Annotated in this window: 16 protein-coding genes and 1 rRNA gene; 8 read left to right on the top strand and 9 right to left on the bottom strand. The window is 72.4% G+C overall.

Annotated elements, in window-relative coordinates; genetic code table 11:
* Entirely contained in the window at positions 1 to 744 is a 744-nt protein-coding gene (modA, locus tag GA0070213_RS10780) for a molybdate ABC transporter substrate-binding protein (RefSeq protein ID WP_091062345.1), read from the bottom strand.
* A gap of 86 nt (positions 745 to 830) precedes the next feature.
* Positions 831 to 1,250: a TOBE domain-containing protein gene (locus tag GA0070213_RS10775; protein WP_091061567.1), complete on the bottom strand. Its 420-nt coding sequence runs from the start codon at positions 1,248 to 1,250 to the stop codon at positions 831 to 833.
* A gap of 204 nt (positions 1,251 to 1,454) precedes the next feature.
* Here GA0070213_RS10775 and GA0070213_RS10770 point away from each other — a divergent pair, with 204 nt between their 5' ends.
* The 4 genes from GA0070213_RS10770 to GA0070213_RS10755 all read left to right on the top strand — a co-directional run bounded on the left by GA0070213_RS10770 (position 1,455) and on the right by GA0070213_RS10755 (position 4,990).
* Positions 1,455 to 2,429, top strand: a complete 975-nt coding sequence (locus GA0070213_RS10770; RefSeq protein ID WP_091061565.1) for an AraC family transcriptional regulator — start codon at positions 1,455 to 1,457, stop codon at positions 2,427 to 2,429.
* 99 nt (positions 2,430 to 2,528) lie between these two features.
* Entirely contained in the window at positions 2,529 to 3,488 is a 960-nt protein-coding gene (locus GA0070213_RS10765; RefSeq protein WP_091061562.1) for a TIGR03557 family F420-dependent LLM class oxidoreductase, read from the top strand.
* A gap of 29 nt (positions 3,489 to 3,517) precedes the next feature.
* Positions 3,518 to 4,660: a glutathione-independent formaldehyde dehydrogenase gene (locus GA0070213_RS10760; RefSeq protein ID WP_091061560.1), complete on the top strand. Its 1,143-nt coding sequence runs from the start codon at positions 3,518 to 3,520 to the stop codon at positions 4,658 to 4,660.
* 48 nt (positions 4,661 to 4,708) lie between these two features.
* Positions 4,709 to 4,990 carry an SCO0607 family lipoprotein gene (locus GA0070213_RS10755; RefSeq protein ID WP_245716345.1) on the top strand — a complete coding sequence of 94 codons (282 nt, stop codon included), beginning with the start codon at positions 4,709 to 4,711 and terminating at the stop codon, positions 4,988 to 4,990.
* Positions 4,991 to 5,036: 46 nt separating this feature from the next.
* Here the strand turns inward: GA0070213_RS10755 and GA0070213_RS10750 are convergent, their stop codons facing one another.
* Together GA0070213_RS10750 and GA0070213_RS10745 are read right to left on the bottom strand one after the other, a co-directional pair.
* The gene (locus GA0070213_RS10750; RefSeq protein ID WP_091061556.1) at positions 5,037 to 7,295 is read right to left on the bottom strand and encodes a hypothetical protein; all 2,259 of its coding nucleotides are present in this window, start codon (positions 7,293 to 7,295) and stop codon (positions 5,037 to 5,039) included.
* An 11-nt stretch (positions 7,296 to 7,306) separates the two neighbouring features.
* Positions 7,307 to 9,400, bottom strand: coding sequence for a hypothetical protein (locus tag GA0070213_RS10745; protein WP_091061554.1), 2,094 nt, complete (start codon positions 9,398 to 9,400; stop codon positions 7,307 to 7,309).
* A 180-nt stretch (positions 9,401 to 9,580) separates the two neighbouring features.
* On the opposite strand from GA0070213_RS10745, the gene GA0070213_RS10740 reads away from it, so the two are divergent.
* Positions 9,581 to 9,871: a DUF4287 domain-containing protein gene (locus tag GA0070213_RS10740; RefSeq protein WP_091061552.1), complete on the top strand. Its 291-nt coding sequence runs from the start codon at positions 9,581 to 9,583 to the stop codon at positions 9,869 to 9,871.
* Here GA0070213_RS10740 and GA0070213_RS10735 read toward each other — a convergent pair.
* On the bottom strand, positions 9,868 to 10,386 hold the full coding sequence (locus tag GA0070213_RS10735; RefSeq protein WP_091061550.1) for an alpha/beta hydrolase: 519 nt from the start codon (positions 10,384 to 10,386) through the stop codon (positions 9,868 to 9,870). The two genes, GA0070213_RS10740 and GA0070213_RS10735, sit on opposite strands and share 4 nt — an antisense overlap.
* A gap of 111 nt (positions 10,387 to 10,497) precedes the next feature.
* Positions 10,498 to 13,095 (bottom strand): carbohydrate binding domain-containing protein, encoded by a 2,598-nt coding sequence (locus GA0070213_RS10730; protein ID WP_175441296.1) that lies wholly within the window; start codon positions 13,093 to 13,095, stop codon positions 10,498 to 10,500.
* A gap of 225 nt (positions 13,096 to 13,320) precedes the next feature.
* On the opposite strand from GA0070213_RS10730, the gene GA0070213_RS10725 reads away from it, so the two are divergent.
* Positions 13,321 to 13,686, top strand: a complete 366-nt coding sequence (locus tag GA0070213_RS10725; protein WP_091061545.1) for a VOC family protein — start codon at positions 13,321 to 13,323, stop codon at positions 13,684 to 13,686.
* Positions 13,687 to 13,696: 10 nt separating this feature from the next.
* On the opposite strand, the gene argS is transcribed toward GA0070213_RS10725, so the two are convergent.
* The 3 genes from argS to GA0070213_RS10710 form a co-directional block, all read right to left on the bottom strand.
* Positions 13,697 to 15,415, bottom strand: a complete 1,719-nt coding sequence (gene argS / locus GA0070213_RS10720) for an arginine--tRNA ligase (protein WP_091061543.1) — start codon at positions 15,413 to 15,415, stop codon at positions 13,697 to 13,699.
* A gap of 280 nt (positions 15,416 to 15,695) precedes the next feature.
* Complete coding sequence (gene trpS, locus GA0070213_RS10715; RefSeq protein ID WP_091061541.1) at positions 15,696 to 16,754, bottom strand: tryptophan--tRNA ligase; 1,059 nt, start codon at positions 16,752 to 16,754, stop codon at positions 15,696 to 15,698.
* Positions 16,755 to 17,042: 288 nt separating this feature from the next.
* Positions 17,043 to 17,486 (bottom strand): PRC-barrel domain-containing protein, encoded by a 444-nt coding sequence (locus GA0070213_RS10710; RefSeq protein WP_091061539.1) that lies wholly within the window; start codon positions 17,484 to 17,486, stop codon positions 17,043 to 17,045.
* Between the two features lie 208 nt (positions 17,487 to 17,694).
* Between GA0070213_RS10710 and GA0070213_RS10705 the strand changes: the two genes are divergently transcribed.
* Positions 17,695 to 17,952, top strand: a complete 258-nt coding sequence (locus GA0070213_RS10705) for an SCO4848 family membrane protein (RefSeq protein WP_091062342.1) — start codon at positions 17,695 to 17,697, stop codon at positions 17,950 to 17,952.
* 701 nt (positions 17,953 to 18,653) lie between these two features.
* Positions 18,654 to 18,724, top strand: a 16S ribosomal RNA gene (locus GA0070213_RS10700); the annotation flags it as partial.

The raw sequence follows: 18,724 nt of genomic DNA, 5'->3' as shown, positions 1-18,724 counted from the left end.
TCAGGGGGCCTGGAAGCCGGCGGCGGTCAGGACGGAGGTGCCCTGGTCCGAGCGGACGTAGGCGACGAAGGCTCGGGCGGCGGTCCGGTTGGGGGCGTTGTTCAGCACCACGATGGGGTAGTCGTTGATCGCCTCGGCGGATTCGGGGAACTCCACGCCGTCGACGTCCGCGACGGCCGCCCGGGCGTCGGTGCGGTAGACCAGCGCGGCGTCCACCTCGCCGAGCTTCACCTTGGACAGCGCACCCTTGACGTCCTGCTCCAGGGTGACCGGGGTGAGCGTGACCCGCGCGGCGGCCAGGGCCTTGGTCGCGGCCGCGCCGCAGGGCACCTGCTCGGCGCAGAGCGCCACCTTCAGGCCGGGTCGGGTGAGGTCGGCCAGCGCCCGGACGCCCTTCGGGTTGCCCTTGGCCACGGCGATGACGAGCTGGTTCCGGACGAACGTGGTGGGGCTGCCGTCGGCGTCGCCGGCGTCGACGACCGACTGCATGTTCTTCGGCGCGGCGGAGGCGAACACGTCCGCGGGGGCGCCCTGGTCGATCTGGTTGGCCAGCGCGGAACTGCCGGCGAAGTTGAACGTGACGGTCGTGCCGGGGTTCGCGGCCTCGAAGTCCCTGCCGATGGTGGTGAACGACTCGGTCAGGGACGCCGCCGCGAACACCGTCACCTTGCCGGTCACCCCGGAGGCCGAACCGCTCGGCGCGGAGCCCGCCTCGTCGGTGCCGCAGCCCGCCAGCCCTGCCATCGCCAGGGCGGTCACCCCGGCCAGCGCGGCGCGCGCGAGACGTCTACCCACCACGTGCTCCTCCTCGGGAATCCGGGTGCCCCGGCTCATCCGCCGGCCCGTGTCCGGTGGGCCGGGGCGGACCGCTCCACCACCACCGTTGTCGACTTGATCACCGCGACCGCGACCGACCCGACCCGCAGTCCCAACTCCTCGACCGCCTCCCGGCTCATCAACGAGACGATCCGGAACGGCCCGGCCTGGATGTCCACCTGGGCCATCACGGTGTCCTTGGCGACCGCGGTCACGATCCCCCGCAGCCGGTTGCGCGCCGAGGACTCCTCGGACCGGCCGTTCGCCTCGCCGGCCTGGTCGCGGACGAACCCGGCCAGCTCGACGCCGTCGATCACCCGGTGGCCCTGCTCGTCGCGGGTCGCCGGCAGCCGGCCCGCGTCGACCCAGCGACGCACCGTGTCGGCGCTCACGCCGAGCAGTTCCGCGGCCTCCCCGATCCGAAAACCCGTCACCCCGGGCACCCTACCCGCACGCGCCTGCTGGTGTGAATACCGAATGAGGCTGGCGTCTGCGGCCCGGAGCGCGTTGCGGGGCTCTCAGCTGCCGACCTGTCGACGGCTCGTCGGCGGACCTGGTGTGCGGCGACGGAACGGGTCGCGCCCTCGTTGGGAGCGGCGACGGGGCGGTCCCGCCCGAGCCGAGGGAAGGGGAACAGGATGACGCAGGAAGCCAAGCCGGCCTTCCGCTACTCGTACGCCACCCACGAGGCCGCGGAGGCGCACGACGTGCTGCGCCGGCTCTACGTCGGCCACGAGTTCCGACTCCACCGGGTGGCCCGCCGGTTCAACTACCGCCAGGAGGCGGCCGGCACCGGGCCGATCGTGGTGGGACGGGTCCGGTACGGCATGGACGCCGACGTCCGGCTCGAACCACTGGACCACCTGTTGATCGTCGCGCTGCGGGCCGGACGGCTCGAGACGCGCGACGGTCGGGACGTGACACGGACCGGTCCCGGCGACGTGCTCCTGCACCAGGTCGGCCGTCCCCTGACCAACATCTGCCTGCACTTCGACCTGGACAGCGTCAACCTGGAACTTCCGGCGGTGACCGAGGTGGCCGCGGCGCGTACGGGCATCGACCCCGCGCACTTCCGGTTCGAGGCGATGACGCCGGTGTCGGCGTCGATGAGCCGACTCTGGCAGGACACGACCGCGTACCTGAACCGGCTCTTCACCGGGCCCGAGGAACACTGGGCCGGCCCGCTGGCGGCGCGCGCCGCCGCCGACCTGGCCGCCTCGGTCGCGCTGGCCACATTCCCGAACACGGCGATGGCGGTGTCCCGCGGCAGCGGCGGTGCCCGGCTCACCGCCGGTCCGGTACGCCGTGCCGTGTCGTTCATCGAGACGCACGTCGGCGAGCCGATCACCGCCACCCGGATCGCCGAGGCCGCCCGCGTCACGCCCCGGGCCCTGCAGGCGGCGTTCCGGCGGCACCTCGGCACCACCCCGACGGCGTACCTGCGGCAGGCCCGCCTGGACCGGGCCCACCGCGACCTGCTGGCCGCCGACCCGGCCCGCGGGGACACCGTGACGGCGATCGCGCGTCGCTGGGGTTTCCTGCACTCGGGCCGGTTCGCGGCTGACTACCGGGCGGCGCACGGACGGTCCCCGGGAGAGACGCTGCGCGCGTGAGCCGACGGTCAGGAGGTTTTTCCGGTCCGCCTGTTTCCGGCGCGCCTGAGGGGAAAGCTCAGGGGAGAAGCCAAGCCCCCAGAGTCGGGAAGCGCGCCCATGAAGATCGGTTACAAGCTGGCCAGCGAGGGATTCGGGCCCAACGAACTCGTCCGGCAGGCCGTCCGGGCCGAGGAGGCGGGCTTCGACTTCGTCGAGATGAGCGACCACTTCCACCCGTGGCTCGACGGGCAGGGGCACTCGTCGTTCACCTGGACCGTCTTCGGCGTGATCGCCGCGAAGACCGAGCGGATCGGTCTGGCCACCGGGGTGACCTGCCCGACCGTGCGCTACCACCCGGCGATCATCGCGCAGGCCGCGGCCACCCTGGCCATCGTCTCCGACGGCCGGTTCACGCTCGGCGTGGGCGCCGGGGAGCGGCTCAACGAGCACGTCGTCGGGCAGGGTTTCCCGAGCGTACGGGGGCGGCACGAGCGGCTGCGCGAGGCGCTGGAGATCATCCGGCTGCTCTGGCGCGGCGGCTACCGGTCGTACGAGGGCAAGTACCTCCAGTTGGAGGACGCGCGCGTGTTCGACCTGCCCGACGAGCCGCCGGTGATCGCGGTGGCCGCGAGCGGTCCGGTGTCCGCGGGGATCGCCGCGGAGTACGGCGACGGGCTGTTCGCCACCGAGCCGAAGCCCGACCTGGTCGAGGCGTACCGGTCCGGCGGCGGTGACGGCCCGCGCTACGCCGAGGTGCCGGTGGCCTGGGCGCCCGACGAGCAGCAGGCGGTACGGGCGGCCTGGGAGACCAGCCGGTGGGCGGTGACCGGCTGGAAGGTGATGGCCGAACTGCCGAACCCGGTGAACTTCGAGGCCGCCTCCCGCACCGTCACCGAGGGCGACATCCGGCAGCAGTTCGCGGTCGGCCCCGACCCGGACACCCACGTGGCGGCGGTGCGCACGTACGTCGACGCCGGCTTCGACCATCTCGTGCTGCAGAACGCCGGCCCGGACCCGGACGGCTTCATCGACTTCTACCGCGACACCCTCGCCGAGCGCCTCCGCGCCCTCGGCTGACCCGTCCTCGACCGATCTGGAGATCCACTGTGAAGGCTCTTGTCTACCGCGGCCCCCGCGACGTCGTCGTCGAGGACCGGCCCGACCCGACCATCCAGGCGCCCACCGACGCGATCATCCGCATCACCACCACCAACATCTGCGGGTCCGACCTGCACATGTACGAGGGACGCACCTCGGTCGAGGAAGGCAAGATCCTCGGCCACGAGAACATGGGCGTCGTCGAGGCGGTCGGCGACGCGCTCACCCGGATCAAGGTCGGCGACCGGGTCTCCGTGCCGTTCAACATCGCCTGCGGCACCTGCCGCAACTGCCTGCACGGCTGGACCAGCTTCTGCCTGCGCACCAACCCGACCGAGGGGATGGACGGCGCGGCCTACGGCTACGCCAACATGGGCCCGTACGACGGTGGGCAGGCCCAGTTCCTGCGGGTGCCGTACGCCGACTTCAACCTGCTGCGCCTGCCGTCCGGCACCGAGCACGAGAACGACTTCACCATGCTGTCGGACATCTTCCCGACCGGCTGGCACGGCACCGAACTCGCCGGGCAGGCCCCGGGCGACACGGTCGCCGTGTTCGGCGCCGGCCCGGTCGGGCTGATGGCCGCCCACAGCGCGATGATCAAGGGCGCCGACCGGGTGTTCGTGGTGGACAAGGAGACCGACCGCCTGGCCATGGCCGGCAAGCTCGGCGCGATCCCGGTCAACTTCGCCGAGGGCGACCCGGTCCAGCAGATCATGGACGCCACCGACGGCGTGGGCGCCGACTGCGGCGTGGAGGCCGTCGGCTACCAGGCCCACGACCCGTCCGGCGACGAGCACCCGGAGCTGGTGCTGGACAACCTGGTCGACGTGGTCCGCTCGACCGGCGGGATCGGTGTGGTCGGGGTCTACGTGCCGCAGGACCCGAACGGCCCGGACAAGCAGGCGCGGGAGGGTCGCATCGGCTGGCAGTACGGCACCTTCTTCACGAAGGGCCAGCGGATGGGCACCGGCCAGGCCCCGGTGATGCGCTACAACCGGCAGCTCCGCGACCTGATCATCGCCGGCCGCGCCCAGCCGTCGTTCCTCGTCTCGCACGAGCTGCCGCTGGCCGAGGCGCCGGAGGCGTACGGGCACTTCGACCGGCGCGAGCACGGCTGGACGAAGGTGCTGCTGCACCCCAACGACTGAGTACGCGTACGGATGGCGGGAGCGCTCGGGGCGACCAGAATTCTCCCCATGCGAACCCGAATCTCGATCGCCCTGGCCGCGGTCGGCCTGAGCGCGCTGATGCTCACCGCCGGCTGCTCGTTCGAGGAGTCCATCTGCGGCAGCGGCGAATACCCGGCCATCGCGGTCGGCGCCCAGGGCGGCAGCGCCTGCTTCCCGGACGGTCAGGAGCCGACCCCGCCCTACGTCCGCTATCCGGAGGGCAAGGTGCCGCAGCACGTCGACGACGAGTGGGACGTCTACTGGCGCACCCACGGCATCGACGAGAACAACACCATCGTGGAGCGCTGAGCGCACCGGCCCGGCGAGCGGATCGCCGGGCCGGTGCGCCGGTCCCCTACGCCGTCGGCGCGCCGGGCGCGGCGCCGAGGTGGATGTCGACGTCGGCCGGCTCGGTGAACTGGTCGTACGCCTTGGTCCGCAGCCGGTTGGTCTGCACCTCGCCGTCGAGCAACGCCGCCCGCAGCGCCTCCGCGTCGGTGATCTCCTGGCTGGTGACCGCGTCGGCGGCGGTGGTGGCGCCCTGCACCACCTCCAGGTGGGTGCCGTCGGTGGGCATCAGCTCGCTCCACTTCGCCAGGCAGTAGACCTTCTCCGGCACCTCCTGGCACTCGGTGGTCAGCTCCGGCATCTCGTCGGCGGTGCCGAGGTGGTCGGTGCGGAACGCGGCCAGCTCGCCGACGAAGTCGGCCAGGATCCGCTCCACCTCACCGGACAGCCGGGTGGCCACCGCCTTGCCGAAGATCCACCGCAGCGCGGCCAGTTCCATGCCCGCCCGTACCGGCAGGTAGAGCTTCGCCCAGCTGGCGTTGAGGAAGTCGTCGGGGTCGCGCTCCGGGGCGCGGGCGTCGCCACCGGACCACCAGCCGGGGTACGTGACGAACGAGGCCCGCTCCCAGTCGAAGACCCGGTGCCAGAAGTCGATCTCCCACGCCTCGTCCCGCACGCTGGCCGGGAAGTGGGTGTCGACGATCTGCGAGACCATCTCGTTGACCGGCGAGAACCCGGCGCGCAGCCGGGCCTCGAACTCGTCCCCGGCCGTCTCGGCGTCCGCCAGCGCCTCGTCGCGCCGGTCCTGCCACTCCTTCAGGTCGGTGAGGTAACCCGCGACCAGCGCGTTGTACGCGGCGTCGTCGGCGTTCTGGTTCACCACCGACGGGGTGCGCCGGAACATGGCGGCGAGCTGCACGTCCGCGCCGGGGCCGCCGAGCCAGCTGGCGGCGCCGACGTGGACGCGGACCCGCAGCGCCGGGCGGCCGTCGGCGTCGGTGACGAGCGGCACGCCGACCACCCGGGCGGCGATGCCGGACGGCGGCCGACGGGTGATCAGGTTGAGGTTCTGCCTGATGGTCTCGATGTCGCCGTCCCACTCCCAGCCGCTGTCGAACGCGATGTCGATGTCGTAGTCGGCGCTCATGTCGCCGGTGAAGCCCCACTTGTCGAGCGTCACCACCGGCGAGTAGATGGTGCGGGTCTCCACCGCGGCCGGCGCGCCGGGCGCCGGCCGCTCCGGCTTGACCGGCATCGGGGGCAGTGCGGTGAGCGCGTTCTCGCGGATCCGCTGCCGCCCGTCGGTGATCTTCCGGGCGAAGGCGAGGGCCGGGTCCTTGACCGTCGGCGCCCAGCACACCCGCGCGCCGTACCGCTCGTGGGCCAGTTCGAGCCGCTGCAGCACCTTGAAGTAGTGCAGCGTGATCGGGGTGACCCGGTTCGGGTTGCGGACGGTCCGCTTCGACGTCGACTCCATGCCGGTCTCGCTCACCAGCTTGAAGTCGGTCTTGTGCTGGGTGCGGTAGCGGGCGGCGACCTTCGAGGTGGCGCTCTGGCTGTCCTTGACCGCGCGGCGGCTGGTCTCCTGGCTCGCCGCCGTGACGCTGCGGGTGTAGCCGATGGTGTGGCTGGCGTTGAACGTGCCCCACACCCCGGTCGGGCTGGTGTACTGCCCGGTGTGGCTGGCGTTGAGCCCCCAGGTGTCGGTCAGCGACTTCTGCCGCTCGAAGCCCTCCTGGAGTTCGGTGGTGAGCGCGCTGGTCAGCTCGATGTCGGTCTGCTGCTCCGTCTCGTTCTGCTCCTCCAGGGTCAGCTCACGCTTGGTGTAGGTGCGCTGTTCCAGCACGGCCTCCTCGCCGGGGGCGAGCGCCAGCGCGTAGACGTGCTCGCCGAGTGCGAAGCCCACCGGGCGGATCCGGGTCCGGTCGAGGAACGCGATGCCGACGTCGGACTGGAGCAGCCCGGCGACGAACTCCGCCTCCTGGTCGCCGAGCACCGTCTGGCGGCGGGCCGGCGGCTCGCGGTACGCCATGCCCGAGTCGGTCCCGGGCAGCGCGTCCTCGGCGGCGTCCATCCCGTTGGCCTTCCACACCTCGGACAGGCCGAGTTCCTTCAGCAGGTGCGGCAGCCGGTCCCGGGAGAGCCCGCCGTAGCGGGTGGCCTCGATCAACGCCTGCTTCACGTAGAACGGCAGCACCGGCGTCTCGCCGTCACCGAAGGTGAGCTGCACGGGCACGAAGTAGTTCGAGTAGACGTAGCGGTCGGAGGGTGCGCTGCTGAACCCCAGCGTCGCCGGATCGGCCTCGGCGACGACGACTCTTCCCATCGGTGCTCCTTCTACAGTGGAATCTTGAACAGCGAGTGCAGGCCCTGGTACGTCATCTCGTGCGACGTGACGAAGAACCCGGGGAACAACTGGCTGAGGGCGGCCTGCCGGACGACCGTCTCCCGCACGGCGTGCGCGGTCAGCTCCTCCAGGCCGGCGACGACCTGCTCCGGCACCCCGCCCTTGGCGGCCCGCCCGTACGCCTCGGCGAGCGCCTCCCACCGGCCGTCGAACGTCTCGCCCAGGTCGTCGGCGACCGTGCCCCAGGTCTTCTCGAAGCGCTCCAGCTTCGTCGACGAGGTCCAGTCGACGTTCGTCACCCGGGCCGCCTCCGGGTCGACCAGCAGCAGGTCGGAGCGGAGTTCGCCGACGGTGGTGGACGCCTTCCACCCGAACCGCTCGGCGAGGTGGGAGGCGAGCGCCTTCTCCGCGCCCTTGGCGGACGGGCTGCCGGTGAAGCCGACGAGACGCAGCAGCAGGTCCCGGTCCGGGTGGCCGAGCAGCATCTGCGCCACCGTCTGCCGCAGCACCGTCTCCGAGCCCCGCATCGCCGCGCCCAGCTCCGGGTTGGCCTTGGCGATCGTCTCGACCACGGTGGCTAGCGACTTCTCCGCGAACGGCTGAAGCCCGGGCGAACCGCCGAGGAGCTGGGTGATCTCGGCGGCCATCCGCCGGTGCACCGCCTGGCCGAGCCGCCAGGGCTGTGCCTGCCCGGCCTTGCGCAGCGCGCGGAACTCCTCGTACGCCACGGTCTGCAGGACCCGGTTGAACACGGTGGTCAGGCGCTGTTCCAGTTGCTTGGCGATGGCGGCGCGCACCGCGGCGGCCCGGATGTCGCGGGGCGCCTTGGGCGGCTTCAGTTCGCGCAGGTCCTCGATCCGCTTGATGATCTCGTCGAGTGCCTCGTTCAGCTCGGCCCGGCTGGCCGAGCGGCCGGCCGACGACACCGTCTCCGACATGCACGCCATCAGCAGCGGCTTGCCGTCCGCGCTGACCATCGCGCTGAGCCGGGCGCCGGCGCCGGCCCCGGCGAACGCCTCGGCGTGCGCCGCCTGGTTGAACACGGTCAGGGTCAGTTCGGCGTCGGCGAGCAGCGCCCGGCCCTGCCGGAACAGCGCCTCCAGCACCTTCGGCGGGAAGAGCGTGCGCAGCACCGCCAGCCCGACCTGCGGGGTGGCGAGGATCGCCGCCCGCCCGACCGCGACGAGCAGCGCGGCGATCCGGCCGGTCAGCAGCCGGATGTCGGCGGCGGCCTGGCGGGCGCCGACGATCAGCAACGGCACGTAGCGGACCGCGGCGCGCACCGCCACGCCGCCGAGCAGCCGAACCAGGTGCACCAGGCTGGTCAGGAGCTGGTAGAGGTCGCCGGCGATGCGACCGAGCAGCTTGCCGGCGGAGAACGGGTCGAGGTTCTCCAGGTGCCGGGCGAACTCGGCGACCCAGCCGCGCCACAGCGCCAGGAGCCGCTCGGGCACGGTGGTCGGGTCCAGCGCGGTGACGATCCCGGCCAGCGCCTCGCGGAGCACCGTGGCCTGGTCGGCGAGCCGGGCCAGCCCGGCCTCCGGGTCGACGGTCAGCACGATCAGCGTCTTCATCTGCTCCTGCTGGAGGTGGCCGATCAGCTGCACGAGCTTGCCCAGGTCGACCACGACCGTGGCGACGGACTCCCCGACACCCACGAAGAAGCCGTCCAGGAACACCTTCGGGTTGATCCCGCTCCACGCGTCGTAGTGGCGGATCGCGTCGATCAGCACCGGGTCCAGCCCGAGCAGGAAGCGGCGGAACGCGCCGTCGTTGTCGACGTCGGAGGCGGCCAGGTCGAAGAACTCGTCGGCCAACCCCAGCCGGGCCAGCATCCGGACCAGGTCCCAGACGTTGTCGGCGGTGATCCGGCCGGCCATCGCCTGGAGCACGCGCTCGCGGGTCATCGACCGGGTGGCGTGCGCGTCGATCCAGTACCTGACGGTCAGCGCGACGAACTCCACCCGGGGATCCTGGGTGCGCTCGCCGTAGATCGCGGCCCGGTCCCCGGCGGACACCCGTGGCACGCTGAACCAGTCCCGGATCATGACGGACTCGCCGGTCGGCTGCCCCAATTCCCCCACCCCCTCCAGCCGTGTGCACTGTCGGGCCCGGGAATCCCAGGCGGTAGTGCTGGGTCGCGATCCCGACATCCGGGCGGCGACAGACCGGTCAGATCCGGACAGCTGATCGTTGACTCAGGGGCAACGCTTGTGTCACGGCCAGGCGTTGATCATCGCCGGGCGGGGAAGCAGGCTGTGGGCATGTCCTTTCAGGCGTACCTCGACGCGATCGAGAACCGGACCGGCAAGACCCCACGCGCGCTCGTCCAGGAGGCGGAGCGACGCGGTTACGCGGAGGCAGGTGTGAAGGCGGGTGTCATCGTGGACTGGCTGAAGAACGACTACGGGCTGGGACGCGGGCACGCCATGGCCCTGGTCCACGTGATCAAGAACGGACCACGGATCAGCGCCAAGCATGTCGGCTCCACCGGCACGCACCGCGACGCCGGTGACACGCTCTGGCTGGACGGCCAGGCCACCCGGCCGGCCTAACCGGCCGCGAACTCCTCGACGGCGGTGCAGACCCGGCCGAGGGCCTCGGCGGAGCGGGCCAGCGGACCCGGCACCATCATCGAGTGGTCGGCGTCCGCCACCTCGACCACGTACGGGCTGAGCCGGCGGGCCACCTCACCGTTCCACATCGAGTCGGCGGTGCCGCCGGCCAGCAGGAACGGCGCGGTGGCGCGGCCGACCGGCTCGCGGACGGCCGGGTCGTCCAGCAACGGTGTCAGCCAGACCGACCGGATGCCCCGGTCGGCGGCGAGCGGGGCGGCGAAGCTGCCCAGCGACTTGCCGACCAGCAGGTCGACACCGTCGTCCAGGACCGGCGTGAGCTGCTCGGCCACGAAGCCGGACGCCGCCTCCGGCCGCAGCTCGTCCAGCCGCTGCCAGGTGACCTCGTGCACCTCGAAGCCGAGCCGGCGCAACGCCTCACCGAGATAGACGAAGAGCGGGCCCCGGGTGTCGTAGCCGCGCCCGGGTGCGAGCACCGCCCGTCGATCCGCCATGGTCGCCTCCCTCGCGTCGGTCGATGGTCACGCTAGCCGCTCACCGGGTGACACGGGCCCCCGAAACGGCGTCGGGCCGGGGGCACGACGACCCCGGCCCGACACCCGTGGTCACCTCGCGTACGCGCCCAGGGAGTCCAGGCGCAGGCTGCTCGGACCGGTCGCGCCGCCGGGGTAGAGCGACAACTGCGTGACCGCTCCCAGGTCGAGCGGGCCGGGCGTGGCCCACGGCGGCGGGGCGAAGTCGGCGAACGGCACCTCCACCACGCGCGGCTCGGTCCCGGTGAACGTCAGCGTCTTCTCCCAGTAGAAGCCGGACGCGACGAACTGGACGGTCAGCTGCTGCCCGTCCGCGCCCGGCTCGACCCACATCCGCAGCCCGGTGGTGCCGCGCCAGTCCTGCGCCGCGGGCAGGTTGTGGATGACGCCCGCGTAGCCGCTGGCACCGGGGGTCCAGCTCAGCCGCATGCTGTGCCCGCTGCCCTCGCCGGCCGGGGCCAGCGTGGTGGTGATCGGGTCGCCGCCGGTGTTGCGCGGGTAGGCGGCGGTCAGCGCCTCGTCCGACGGGTAGGTGTCGAAGTCGTCGACCACCACCCCGGGCAGGTCGGCGCGGGTGGTGAACGCGGCGTTCGCGCTGGTCGAGCCGTACCCGTTGGTGGCGGTGACCCGCACGTGCAGGGTGACCCCGGCGGGCCACGCCGTGGTCGGCGTGAAACCGGGGGTACGCAGGCCGGACACCGCCACCAGCGGGGCGCTGAGGTCGGCGTGCTCGGACACGGTCAGCGAGTAGTAGGCGGCGCCCGGCGCGGCGGACCAGTCCAGCGCCGCCAGCCGGCTCACCCCGGTCGCGTCCGGTGCCGGCGCGGTCAGCGCGAACGCGCCCGGCGCGCTGCTCGTCACCGAGTCCGACCGGGCGGACAACGCGACCGAGGCGACCGCGAACCGGGCGTCCCGTCGCCACACCACCCGGATGCCGTCGACGTCGCGCAGGCCGGTGACGGAGAGCGTGTACCGCCCGTGGCCGGCCTTGTCGATCCGGGGCCGCACCGCGCGCCACCCGGTCGTGCCGTCGGCGGACACCTCGACCACGGCCTTCGGCCGCCCGGCCGAGGCGACCGTGATCGTGGCGGCGGTCAGGTCGTCCCGCTGGTAACGCAGTTCACCCGGCCGGCCTCGTGCCGGCGCGACCAGCACCCCGCCGGCGGTCGGCGTGCGGCGCAGCGAGTCGCTGTGCCCGGCGGTGACGAACCAGTCCTCGAGCGGGTCGAACGTCTGGTCGGCGGTGGGGTCGGTGCCGACCGGCGGGGAGACGGCCACGGCGGCGCCGGTGCCGTCGACCGCCACCACCCGGTAGGTGACCCGGCCGACGGGCGTGGTCAGGTCGTACCAGGGCGCGTCGTCGGCGCTCAGCGGCCGGGTGCCGCTGACGGTGGCCCAGGCCCCGCCGGGGCCCCGTCGCTGCACCAGGTAGCCGGCGGCGCCCGCGGTGCCCCGCCAGCGCAGCGTGGTGATGCCGTAGTCGGCGTCGATCGCGGTCAGCAGCGGGCGGTCACCGGTCACCGCCGGCGCCGGGCGACCGGACATCTTCCCGGCGAAGCGGGTCAGCGCGGAGACGGCCTCCCGCATCGCCGGGGTGTCGCCCGGGTAGTGCACGGTGAAGCCGTCGCCGTGCGGCACGAAGCCGGAGTGGTCGTGGTGGCCGAAGAGCGACCAGAACAGCGCGCCGCTCACGTCCGGGTTGGCCGCGACCTGGTCCAGCAGGTCGTCGGTGGCCTGGCCGGAGCCGAACTCGCCGGCGAGGTAGACCTTGCCGGCGGCGGTGGCCGCGGCGGCGTCGGCCGCGATGCCGGCGGCGGTGGGCGGATAGTAGTGCGAGTCGCTGATGTCGACGTGCGGCGAGGCCAGGACCGCGGGGTCGGTGCCGTGCTGGCTGCCGGCGGCGACGAGTTGCCGGGGGGCGAGCGCCTTGACGTGCCCGGCGACGTCGTCGACCCAGTCGGCGGTCATCCCGTTGAGTTCGTTGCCCAGTTCCCACGCCATGATCGTCGGATCGTCGGTGTACCGCTTGCCGGTGTAGCGGTTGACGTGCGTGAGCAGCGTGTGGACGTACTGCTTGAACGCGGCCCGGGCGCCGGGATCGGTGTAGAACAGCGCCCCGTCGTCGTCGGTGCTCAGGCCGAGCCAGCGCAGGAAGTCGTAGCGGCCCCCGTGGTAGTACTGCCAGTTGTCGGTGAGCGGGACGATCAGCCGCAGCCCCTGCCGGCGCGCCTCGGCGACCGCGTAGTCGATGCGGTCGAACGCCTCCGGGTTGAACTGGCCGAGCGCGGGTTCGAGCGACTTCGGGTTCCCGGTGGAGACGCCGAGCGTGTGGGCGCGGACCACGGTGGCACCCATCCGCCGGGCGGTGGTGAGCCCGTCCCGAATCCGGAAGTAGGTGGGGTGGTCGACGGCCGGCGGGTCGGCCGGATCGGTGCCGCCGACGTTCTCGTCCAGGCCCAGCCAGTACATGTTGGGCCCGGCGAACCGGAACGGCCGGCCGGCGACGCTCAGCCGGGTGCCGTCGCGGACCACGAACGCCGCCTCGGCGCGTCGGGACGGTGGTTCGGGTGCCGCCGTTCGGCCGCCGGCGACCGCCGGCGGGGCGGACAGCGCGCCGGCCGCCAGCACGGCGACGAGCGCGACGGCGGTCCGGCGGATGCGCAGTGTCATGGGAACCTCCCCAGCTGTGCCGCCGGGGCCGGCGGCGACCGAGCGGCGACGGCATCCGTCGATGTCCGGCCGTCGCCAGGAGCCACTGAACCGGTTAAGGTAACGAGCGTCAAGCGCCGGAAACATCGCGTTATTCGAACGTTATCGATGACGTCACAAGTCCGACGGTGTCGACGGCCTTGCCTGAAACGGTTAATGGCCGGCGGCGGCCGCTAGGGTCCGACCATGAGCGTGCATCCCCGCGTCGTCACCGACGACTTCCCGGCCACCCTCGCCTTCTACACCGCGCTGCTCGGCGATCCGGAGAAGGTGGTCGGCGAGTTCGAGTACGCCAGCTTCGACGCCGGAGGCGAGACCGTGCTCGCGCTGCTCGGCCGGCGGGCCGCCGAGGCCGTGCTGCCGATCGGTCGCGGCGACGGTGGCGTGCTCGTCGTGGTGCCGGTGCCCGACGTGGACGCCGCCGTCGCCGCGCTGCCCGCCGGGACGGTCCTGGCCGAACCGGCCGACCGTCCCGGCTGGGGCGTCCGCTCCGCCTACCTGCGCGACCCCGAGGGCAACGTGGTCGAGGTGCAGTCCTGGCTGCCCCGCTGACCCGGCCCGCTCACAACCGCTCCGGGGTGCGGATGCCGAGCAGGTGCAGGCCCTGGTGGAGCACCCGACCGGTCACCTCGCACAGCGCCAGCCGGCTCCGGAGCACCGGCCCCTCGGACCGCAGCACCGGGCAGCGCTCATAGAACGCGCTGAACGCGGACGCCAGCCGGTGCAGGTAGGTGGCCAGGTGGTGGAACTCCAGGCTGCCGGCCACCTCGTCGACCACCGCCGGGAACCCGAGCAGCTCGATCGCGAGCGCCCGCTCCGCCGGCTCGGTCGGCACGACGGCCGCGTCCGGCCGGGCCGCCACCCCGGCCCGCCGAAAGATCGACCGAATCCGGGAGTACGCGTACTGGAGGTACGGCGCGGTGTTCCCGTCCAGCGCCAACATCCGTTCCCAGTCCAGCACGTAGTCCTTGTGCCGGTCACCGGACAGGTCGGCGTACTTGATCGCCCCGATGCCGACCGCGCGCCCGACCTCGGCCGCCTCCGCCTCGCCCAGCTCCGGGTTGCGCTCGCGGGCCAGCGCCGTGGCCCGCTGGACCGCCTCGGTCAGCAACCCGACCAGCTTCACCGCCCCGCCGGCCCGGCTGCGCAGCATCCGCCCGTCCGGCCCCAGGATGGACCCGAACCCGACGTGCTCGGCCCGGGCCGGCGGGGCCAGCCAACCCGCCTGCCCGGCGGAAGCGAAGACCATCTCGAAGTGCCGCCGCTGCGGCAGCCCGACCACGTAGAGCAGCCGGGTCGCGCCCAGCGTGCCGGTCCGGTGCCGCAACGCGGCCAGGTCGGTCGCCGGGTAGCCGTAGCCGCCGTCCGACTTGCGCACGATCAGCGGCAGCGGCTCGCCGTCCCGGCCCACCGACCCGGGCGGGAACACGCAGTCCGCGCCGTCGCTGCGCCGCAGCAGGCCCAGCCGGTCCAACTCGGCGACCGTCGGCGCGAGCAGGTCGTGGTAGCTGCTCTCGCCCCGGAAGTCCGCCCGGGAGAGGGTGACGTCGAGCAGGTCGTAGACGGTCAGGAAGTAGCTCTCGGACTGCGCCACCAGCAGCCGCCACAGCCGCACCGTCGCCGGGTCGCCGCCCTGCAACGCCACCACCCGCAGCCGCGACCGCTCCCGGAACGCCTCGTCGTCGTCGAACTTCGCCCGCGCCGCCGTGTAGAACGCGTCCAGGTCACCCATCGACAGCTCCTGCGCGGCCTCCGCCTCACCCCTGTCGACCAGGTGCTCGATCAGCATGCCGAACGGCGTTCCCCAGTCGCCGAGGTGGTTGGCCCGCCGCACCCTGTGGCCCAGCCACTCCAGCAACCGCGCCGCCGCGTCCCCGATCACGGTCGAGCGCAGGTGGCCGACGTGCATCTCCTTGGCCACGTTCGGCGCCGAGTAGTCGACCACCACGGTCTCCGGCTCGTCGGCCACCGGCACCCCGAGCCGGGGGTCCACGGCCAGCGCCGAGACCAGGTCGCCGAGCGCCCGGTCGGCAACGGTCAGGTTGAGGAAGCCCGGCCCGGAGACCTCCACCGCCGCGCAGAGGTCGGCCAGCTCCGCGCGGTCCCGTACCTCCGCGGCGATCGCCCGCGGCGACCGGTCGAGCCGACGGGCCAGCGCGAGCGCCGCGTCGGACTGGAAGTCCGCGTGCTGCGAGCGCCGCACCACCGGGTCCACCGGCCCGCCGGCCACCGCCGCGAACGCCGGCGCCAGCCGGTCGGACAACACCTTTTCAAGATCCATGGGTACGCCGATCTCGCTCGATCCGCCGCGCGGATCACCGGATGGGAAGGCTGCGGAGCGAGGACGATCGACGACGACCGGCGGCTCGATCCGCCGGTCGCAGGAGAGGAAGGCTCAGCGCAGGCGGTCGCGGGACCGCCGGCGTCGCAGCGCGCCGAGCCGGACGTCGGGGGACGCCGTCGGGTACGCCTGCGAGCTGCTCATGCCGGCAGCGTAACCGGCCGGCCCGGGGGTGGCGCAAGCGCGTAACCCGGACCGGCCGGTCGGTGTACCCGGCTGGTCAGGCCGGCGTGGCGGCGGCCTTGCGGTAGCGCTCGGCCCGCCGCCGCACCTGGGTGTACGCGCTGGTCAGGCCCATCGCCCGGCGGACCTCGACGAGCGTGGCGTGCACCTGCGCCCGGGTCCGTTCGGTGCCGGCGACGATCAGCTCGTCGACCAGGCCGGACTGTGCCTCGAACCGGGCCCGGCGCTCCCGGATCGGATCGAGGAAGCGGTTGAGCGCGGCGGCGAGCGCCTCCTTGACCTCGACGTCACCGACCCGCCCCGCCCGGTATCGCGTCTTGAGGTCCTCGACCTGCGCCCGGTCGGGGTTGAACACGTCGTGGTACGCGAAGACCGGGTTCCCCTCGACCGTGCCCGGCACGTCGGCGCGCACCCGGTTCGGGTCGGTGTACATCCCCGTCACCTTGCGCCGCACGGTCGCCGCGTCGTCGGCGAGCGCGATCGCGTTCCCCTTGCTCTTGCCCATCTTCCCGGCCCCGTCGGTGCCGACGAGCGTGGGCGTCTCGGACATGATCATGTCGGGCACCGGGAAGACCTCGCCGTAGAGGTGGTTGAAGCGGCGGGCGATCTCCCGGGTCACCTCGACGTGCGCGGCGTTGTCCTTCCCCACCGGCACGACCTGCCCCTTCACGCAGAGGATGTCGGCCGCCTGGAGGACGGGATAGCCGAGCAGCCCGTACGGCATCTCGTCCTTGCCGGCGTCCCGGGTCATCTCCTTGAGCGACGGCACCCGCTCCAGGCGCGGCACCGTGACCAGGTTCTGGAACAGCGTGTTCAGGTCGCCGACCTCGGGGATCGCCGACTGGAGGTAGAACGTGGCGCGCTCCGGCTCGACGCCGGCGGCGAGGACGTCGGTGACCATCTCGCGGGCGTTGCGGGCCACCTGCTCGATGTCGGCGCGGGTGTTCCTCGTGGTGAGCATGTGCAGGTCGGCGATGATGAAGAAGCTCTCGTAGCGCTGGTGCAACCGCACCCGGTTGGCGATGCTGCCGACGTAGTGGCCGAGGTGCAGCCGCCCGGTCGGACGGTCGCCGGTGAGCATGCGTGCTGAGGACATGGTGGTAGGGCCTTTCGTGCCGGTCGTTGGCGGGACGCGCGGACGCGCGGAACGACCCGGGTGACCCGGATCGGTGGAACGGGCTCGTCAGAACGAGCGCCGCCATCGCCCGCCGGCGCGGAACCGCAGTCCACCGGCACGAAGAACGTCGAGGATCTGATCCCGGCCGTCGACGGCGCGGCCCGGGAGACCGGCGGGGGTCTCCGGGGCACACCTGCGCGACCGGCCCATGCCTGACACGGTAACCGTTCGGGCCGCCACCCGGCGGCCCGTCTCCCGGCTCTCGGCTCAGCCCTGCCGGTAGGTCTCCGAGTAGTAGGAGCCGACCCGCTCCCGGTAGTCGGGGCGCGCGAAGTCGTCCGGGTCGAACGCCGGGGAGTCCTTCACCTGGTCCCGGGTGCGGTCCACGTGCACGACACGCTCCAGGTGGTCGACCCGGGCCACCGTCCCGGCCGGCAGCAGCACCTTCTTGCCGAAGATCCACGGGCCGGTGTCGACCACCAGGTAGCGGGCGTCGGCCTCCTCGCTGGCCTCGTCGATCGAGCCGATCCGCCCGTCGGTCGCCTCCACCCGGTAGCCGGTGAGGTCGAGCGGCGTACCCGGACCGGGCGCGTCCACGAGGTCGTCGCCGCCCTCCGCGCGCTGCCGTGGCACGTCGTCCGGACCGGTCTGGTCGTAGCCTCCGGCGAGCGCGGCCGGGTCCCGCCAGGCCCAAGGATTGAACGGCTGCATGTCGGCACCTCCGCGATGTCGTCTCGGCATCGTCGACAGTGCCCTCGGGGCCCTGCGAGGAAACGCCTCGGCCTCCGACCCAGCTCAAGGCCCGGGTGGCGGTCGATCGGCACACCGGAGACCGGGTGGTGATGTGCCGCCGGCAGATTCGGCCCCGCGCGCCGCGCGCACCATCTCGATCCCGGTGCCGCTGGCATACTGGCCGACCATGGTTCTCTCGCGTGGTTGGTCGTTGTTCCTGGTCGGGGTCGGTGGGTGGACCTGGGTCATCTGGCCGAGGTTCGCGGTCGCCATCTGGAACGACACCCGGGCCTGGTCCGCCGGCGTCGTCGGCGAGGGCGGGCCGACGAGCTTCCTCTGGGTGCACGCGCTGCTCATCGCCGCGTCCCTGGCCATCGGTACGACCGCAGGCGTCCTCGGCGTGCGCGGTTGGCGTGCCGCCCGCCGCGCCACCGGGCCCCGCTAGTCGCCCGGCGGCACGGCCCGCGCGAAGGGAACGCACGCGTTCTGAACTGCGGATATAGGGTGTCGGTAATGATGTGACGCGGGACGCTACCCATGGATTTGACGATCAAACCCGCAGACGCGTAACTTTCTCTCTGCCAGCGCGGAACGGGGCAAACGGGACGAAAGCCCGGGAGTGCCGATCCGAGCGGGCGACCGGTTCCGGAGGGGATGTTCGCCCCCGAGGAGACGGTCCGGGCGGGGCCCGCCGAAACGCCGCAGGGCGGATTTGGCGGAGCGGAACCGACCGGGTAGTGTTGTCGACCGGCAGGGCACCGGGCGAGCTAGCGGGAAACCGCGGCGGCCGGTCTGCCAAATCCGATGATCAAGCGTAGCGGTTCGCTGCTGCGCGGGCTCAGCGGCGCCAACCCGTATGAAGCATGACAGACCGGGACACACGGTTTGACACGGCGGAGACGGTGCGGTAACGTAGTAAAAGTGCCCGGCGCGAGAGCGGCGGGGATGTGGACGAGATACCCCGGGTCGGGGGCCTCCTGGTGGGGTTTCCGGTGTGGTGTGTGGTTGTTCTTTGAGAACTCAACAGGGTGCTTGATAAGCCAGTGCCAATTGTTTTATACCCCGGACTGGTCAGGCTTTGGTCTGTCTGGTTGGGATTCCTTTGGCAACACTTTTGTTGCCAGGACATTGTGTCCGACAAAGTTTTTGTTGGAGAGTTTGATCCTGGCTCAGGACGAACGCTGGCGGCGTGCTTAACACATGCAAGTCGAGCGGAA

Origin of the sequence: Micromonospora humi, assembly GCF_900090105.1 — a bacterium.
GTDB lineage: Bacteria > Actinomycetota > Actinomycetes > Mycobacteriales > Micromonosporaceae > Micromonospora > Micromonospora humi.
The sequence above is the reverse complement of the archived record's forward strand: the minus strand, read 5'-3'. Positions and strand labels throughout refer to the sequence as shown.